Here is a 6359-nt window from a genome sequence, read left to right as displayed (position 1 = left end):
CTTTGCTCAACGGTTAATTGTTTATATTTTTTCATGAAAGACAAATTTAGGCTTTTGACCTTAAACACTTGGAGGAAAACTCCAAGTGTTTTTAATTTATCTGTTGCACTTATAACTTGAACTTACAGTTTTATAAATTAGTTTTAACCTAAAACAATTTAAAATGACACAAAATCAATATGAACAACTCGCTATTGACTTACAATTTCTTACTAAAATTGTTCCTTTAAATTGGGGTAGCATACAAAATAATAAATCGGATAATAAAATAAATATGTTTGCGATACATTCATTTGATGAACTGGAACAACAAGTAGCAAACTTATCCGATACTGATAAAAATTATTTGAGGAGACGATGGTTTTTATGGAAATGTGCCAAATGTGATGAACATATTTTCGCTATGAATAATAATGTAAATCAAAATCTAAATTCTAAGGATCAAACGTATGATATTGAGTTTAATAATAATCCCAAGTTACGATTTGATGTAAAAGGAACAGTGATACCGAGATGCTTTAGAGCAACTATTGAAGAGGTAATGCAAAATCCAACCAATATGATTAAATTTTTTTACGATGAACAAAGTAAAGGAGTAAGAAACAATTATCAAAACAGACTTTTTATCGTGCATCATTCTCATAAAGCACAAGAAAGAGAAATGTTTTTAAGATGTCAATGGGAATATAAAAAACGGGTTTACAAAGAATATTCGGCAAAAATAGCAGCGAATTCTAACTTTATAGAGTACCAAAACACAAAATCCGACGTTGTTTTTATTATTGAAAATTTAGACAGTACAATTACACATAATTTTTTTGCAGTTAAATAAATCATCAATATATTGCACCATATAAACTGGACAAATATGGACACACTTGACAAAAAGCATGCTTTTTATTCGATATCAGATATATCCGAGAAATTAAACGTATCTCAAAAAACAATAAGAAGACATATTGCAAGTGGTAAGCTAAAATCTACAAAAATTGGCACTTCTTACCGTATAGCAAATGATGCTTTGGAAAATTTTATAAATAGTAATTCATTAGCAGACGACAAATTAACGCATTATGATATTTTTGGAAAAGAAATTATTATAAATGATAAAAGTAAGTCGAAGAAGAAGAAAAGTGTCAATTATAAAAACAATCCCAATGATGAAGTAAATTGGATTGAGATTATTGAAGAATGGGATAATCCCAATACATCTGATTTAACTTTTGTTGATTTATTTTCGGGAGCGGGCGGAATTACTAAAGGACTTGAAATGGCCGGTTTTAACGGAGTTTGTGGATTGGATTGGTTTGAAGCTGCCGGAAAAACGTACAGAAGAAATTTTAATCATCCATTCGTTGAAGGAGATATTAAATTAGATAGTAAGAAAAAAGAATTTTACGATACCGTCAAAAAACAGTTGAATGGTAGACCATTAAATGTTGTTGCAGGCGGATTTCCTTGTCAAGGTTTTAGTATGGCAGGTAATCGAATAGTGGAAGACCCCAGAAATTCACTGTATAAAGATTTATTGGATATTGTGGTAAATTTAAAACCTGAATTTGTTGTCTGCGAAAATGTTGTAGGATTGAGGTCAATGTTAAAAGGTAAGGTTGAGGAAATGATATTGGAAGATTTCAAGGAAGCCGGATACGAAATGAATGTAACCGTTTTAAGAGCTGCTGATTATGGAGTACCACAAAAAAGAGATCGGGTTATATTTATTGGTAATCGAATTAATAAAAAAAATTATCATCCAAAACCTTTTTTATCACCTGAAAATTACATGACAACTGGAGAAGCCATTAAAGATTTAATGGAAATGGAAGATAATAAGGAGTTCAATCACGTGCAAACCAAACACCGACCTGATATGGCTGAAAGAATGTTGGCTTTAGAAGAAGGAAAAAGCCTTTATAAGGGATACTCAGACGCTTGGAAAAAATGCCCTTGGAATGAAGCTTCGTGTACAATAAAAGAAAATCATGGCGGAGTAAATGTACATCCAAAATTACCTAGAGTTTTAACTGCACGTGAAATGGCAAGAATACAATCTTTTCCAGATGATTTTATTTTTGAAGGGCCTAAAAACAAACAATTAGTTCAATTAGGAAATGCGGTTCCACCTTTATTGTCAAAAGCTATTGGACTTGCAATTAGAAAATCGTATCATTCATAAATGATTAAAAAAAAATAAATGGAATAAAAAAGCCTTTACAATTAATTGCAAAGGCTTTTGTCTCTCTACTTAAACATATCCATACCAGGGATTTCTGGCATTCCATCTTTGGCGGCAGTAGCCAATTCGGCTTCATTAATAGCAGTTGCTTTTTCAATGGCTTTGTTCATAACTAATACAAAATAGTCTTCCAATTGTTCTTTATCTTCAAGCAACTGGTCGTCTATGGTAACCGATTTTACCACTCGATTCGCCGTTAAAGTTACTTTAAACAGCCCGTCATTGCTTTGCTCATCGATTAAAACCGTGTTCAATCGTTGCTTTGTCTCTGCCACTTTTTTTTGAGCTTCTTGCAGTTTACCCATCATTCCCATTAAGTCTCCAAACATTGTTTATAATTTTTAAATTTATGTTACTACAAATTTATTAAATTGCATCGTTATACCAACTTTTAATTTATATGAAAAACATTTCCATTTTAGCCGGGCTTTGTTTTATTTTTGCAACTTCATGCACTAAAAAAAGCGACTCACAAATGTCAGAAAACATACAACCGCCGGTGGCAAAAATAATACCTAAAACGCTCGAAAAACACGGCGATGTTAGAATCGATAATTACTATTGGCTCAATGAACGCGAAAACCCTGAGGTTATTGACTATTTGAACAAAGAGAATGAATACTATCAAAAAATGACGGCTCATACGCAAACACTTCAAAAGGAGTTGTTTGACGAAATGAAGTCCAGAATCAAGGAAGACGACAGTTCGGTACCGTATTTGTTCAATGGATATTATTACATTACTCGATACGAAACGGGGAAAGATTACCCCATTTATTCCAGAAAAAAAGGTTCATTGGATGCTAAAGAAGAGATTCTTTTTGATTGCAACGAATTGGCCAAAGGAAAAAGTTATTTTCAATTAGGGAGTTTGAGCGTTAGTCCTGACAATAAGTTGGCATTGTTTTCTACAGACGTTGTGGGACGGAGAATTTACACGATGCAAGTTAAAAATCTAGAAACCGGAAAATTGCTATCCGACAAAATAGAAAATGTATCTGGAAATGGCGTTTGGGCGAATGACAATAAAACGTTTTTCTACGTCACTCAAGACAAAAAAACCTTGCGTTCAGATAAAGTATTCCGACACCAAATTGGTACAGCCGACACAAAAGATCCATTGGTTTTTGAAGAAAAAGACGATACATTTAATGTAGGAATTGGCAAAGAAAAGTCAAAAAAATACATTGTAATTCAATCCGGGAGTACGCTAACTACCGAATATCAAATTTTACCAACGGATACACCAAATGGCGCGTTTAAAGTTTTTCAACCTAGAATACGCGGATTGGAATACAGCATTTCACACTACGATGATAGTTTTTACATTCTGACCAATAAGGACAAAGCGACCAACTTCAAAGTGATGAAAACACCCGAAAATGCAACTACCAAAGACAATTGGAAAGATTTGATTCCGCATCGTAAAGATGTATTGGTAGAAGACATCGAAATTTTCAAAGACTACCTTGTTGTTTCAGAACGAACGAATGGTTTGAGCAAAATACGAATTATGCCTTGGAGCGGTAAAGGAGAATACTATTTACCTTTTGAAATAGAAACCTACACGGCTTCACCAACAACCAACCTTGATTTTGATACCGATATCCTGCGTTACAGCTACCAATCAATGGGAACACCTTCTTCAGTTATTGACTTTAATATGAAGACCAAAACCAAAGAGGTCAAAAAAGAACAAGAAGTTTTAGGTGGTAAATTTGACAAAAACAACTATACCGAAGAGCGTCTTTGGGCAACTGCAACAGATGGAACTAAAATTCCGATTTCAGTTATTTATAAAAAAGGAATCAAAAAAGATGGTAAAAACCCATTATTGCTTTATGCTTATGGATCTTATGGAGCTACAATGGATCCGTATTTCAGTTCTACGCGTTTGACACTACTTGATCGCGGATTTATTTACGCCATCGCTCACATTAGAGGTGGCGAGGATTTGGGTAGAGAATGGTATGAAAACGGAAAATTGTTAAAAAAGAAAAATACATTTACCGATTTCATTGATTGTTCCAAATTTGTAATTGCCGAAAAATTTACATCGAAAGAGCATTTATATGCCGAAGGTGGTTCCGCAGGTGGATTGTTGATGGGAGCCGTGGTTAATATGGCGCCAGAACTTTATAACGGTGTTATTGCACAAGTGCCTTTTGTGGATGTAATAACTACAATGTTAGATGATTCTATTCCTTTGACTACTGGAGAATACGACGAATGGGGAAATCCGAACGATAAAGTAGCGTACGATTATATGAAATCCTATTCGCCTTACGACAATGTAAAGCCACAAGAATATCCCAATATGTATGTATCAACTGGACTTCACGATTCGCAAGTACAGTATTTTGAGCCTGCAAAGTGGGTGGCCAAATTGAGAGCCACGAAAACAGGTAAAAATGTATTATTCTTAGATACCAATATGGATGCGGGTCATGGCGGAGCTTCGGGTAGGTTTGAAGCTTTAAAAGAATTAGCAAAAGAGTTTGCTTTTTTATTAGATTTAGAAGGAATCAAGAAGTAATTAAAATTTTTTTGTTAAATTTGCAACGTTGTGAGGTCAATCAGCTATATTGAAGATACCTTTATTAACAATTTTTTTATGAAAGAGGAAATAAAAGCTTACGATAATGTACTGGGTTTAATAGGTAATACACCACTTATTAAGATAAATAAAGTTACGGAAGGTTTAGTAGGTAAATTTTACGCAAAAGTTGAAGCGTTCAATCCCGGCCATTCGACAAAAGACCGTATTGCATTATATATTATAGAAGAAGCCGAACGGAAAGGAATTCTATCTCCTGGAGACACCATTATCGAAACAACTTCTGGAAACACTGGATTTAGCCTAGCAATGGTAAGTATTATCAAGGGATACAATTGCATTCTTGCCGTAAGTTCAAAATCATCGAAAGATAAAATTGATATGCTTCGTAGTTTGGGAGCCAAAGTATACGTGTGTCCCGCTCATGTTTCTGCAGATGATGATCGTTCGTATTACAATGTAGCCAAACGTTTGCACGAAGAAACAAAAGGTTCGGTTTACATTAATCAATATTTCAACCAACTCAATATTGATGCACATTACCACAGTACGGGACCCGAAATTTGGGAACAAACCAGCGGACAAATTACGCATTTAGTAGCTTGTAGCGGTACAGGAGGAACCATCTCGGGAGCGGCAAAATATTTGAAAGAACAAAATCCCAATATTAAAATTTTAGGTGTGGATGCTTTTGGTTCTGTTTTGAAAAAATACCACGAAACCAGAGAATTCGATAATAATGAAATTTATCCTTACCGCATTGAAGGTCTAGGAAAAAATTTGATTCCATCGGCAACCGACTTTGATTTGATCGACAAATTCATGAAAGTGTCGGACGAAGAAAGTGCACATGCCACACGAGAAATTGCTAAAAAAGAAGGATTATTTGTAGGTTATACTTCTGGCGCAGTTTTGCAAGCCATCAGACAGTATGCCGAAGAAGGTGAGTTTGACGAAAACAGTAATGTAATCGCCATTTTCCCAGACCATGGTTCACGTTACATGAGCAAAGTATTTAGCGACGACTGGATGAGCGATCAAGGTTTTTTTGACAGCGTAAACGTTGAAGAGACTCAGAAAATTGAGTTCATTAAATAAGCCAATAATAATTATTTACATAAAAAAACTCCAGAAATTTCTGGAGTTTTTTGCGTTTATTTCTTTTCTTCGTTGTTTAATTTGTCGTCCCAATCTGGTTTTTCACCTTTAAATTTTTGTGTATCCACATCAAAGTTTTCATCATTGGTCAATACTTCATCATGGTCTTTGTATTGGTGTTTTCTCATATCACTTCTGTTGTCGCTTCCTTTATTGTTGGAATTGGACGTGTTCGGACTTACTGGATTATTTGATTTCATAGCGTAATATTTTATAAATTAATAGAACACTAAAGTTACTTTTAAACAAAATCAAATTATTACAGTATCAAGCTAAGACATTATAAAATTTGAGAGTAATTTGTATTAAAAGCTTTCAAATACTTTTTTTGAACTAATTAGTCACTCCTTAAAAACTCACTTTTTGAGTTTTTAAATTTATTTTGAAAAATACATTTGTAAAAATAAA

Annotated in this window: 6 protein-coding genes; 4 read left to right on the top strand and 2 right to left on the bottom strand. The window is 33.9% G+C overall.

What is annotated here, in order from left to right:
- The first annotated feature begins 163 nt into the window (after positions 1-163).
- Both ACIQ2X_RS12640 and ACIQ2X_RS12635 read left to right on the top strand, forming a co-directional pair.
- Entirely contained in the window at positions 164-832 is a 669-nt protein-coding gene (locus ACIQ2X_RS12640; RefSeq protein ID WP_396179279.1) for a hypothetical protein, read from the top strand.
- A gap of 36 nt (positions 833-868) precedes the next feature.
- Positions 869-2176, top strand: coding sequence for a DNA cytosine methyltransferase (locus ACIQ2X_RS12635; RefSeq protein WP_396179278.1), 1308 nt, complete (start codon positions 869-871; stop codon positions 2174-2176).
- 65 nt (positions 2177-2241) lie between these two features.
- Here ACIQ2X_RS12635 and ACIQ2X_RS12630 read toward each other — a convergent pair whose 3' ends face one another.
- A complete protein-coding gene (locus ACIQ2X_RS12630; RefSeq protein ID WP_396179277.1) occupies positions 2242-2565 on the bottom strand; it encodes a YbaB/EbfC family nucleoid-associated protein in 324 nt (107 codons plus the stop codon).
- Between the two features lie 146 nt (positions 2566-2711).
- Here ACIQ2X_RS12630 and ACIQ2X_RS12625 point away from each other — a divergent pair, with 146 nt between their 5' ends.
- A complete protein-coding gene (locus ACIQ2X_RS12625; protein WP_396179276.1) occupies positions 2712-4772 on the top strand; it encodes a S9 family peptidase in 2061 nt (686 codons plus the stop codon).
- A 78-nt stretch (positions 4773-4850) separates the two neighbouring features.
- Positions 4851-5891, top strand: a complete 1041-nt coding sequence (locus ACIQ2X_RS12620; protein ID WP_396179275.1) for a PLP-dependent cysteine synthase family protein — start codon at positions 4851-4853, stop codon at positions 5889-5891.
- Between the two features lie 56 nt (positions 5892-5947).
- On the opposite strand, the gene ACIQ2X_RS12615 is transcribed toward ACIQ2X_RS12620, so the two are convergent.
- A complete protein-coding gene (locus ACIQ2X_RS12615) occupies positions 5948-6151 on the bottom strand; it encodes a hypothetical protein (RefSeq protein WP_396179274.1) in 204 nt (67 codons plus the stop codon).
- Between the last annotated feature and the right edge of the window lie 208 nt (positions 6152-6359).

Source organism: Flavobacterium sp. (assembly GCF_044368625.1).
In the GTDB taxonomy this organism is placed as follows: Bacteria; Bacteroidota; Bacteroidia; order Flavobacteriales; family Flavobacteriaceae; genus Flavobacterium.
The sequence above is the reverse complement of the archived record's forward strand: the minus strand, read 5'-3'. Positions and strand labels throughout refer to the sequence as shown.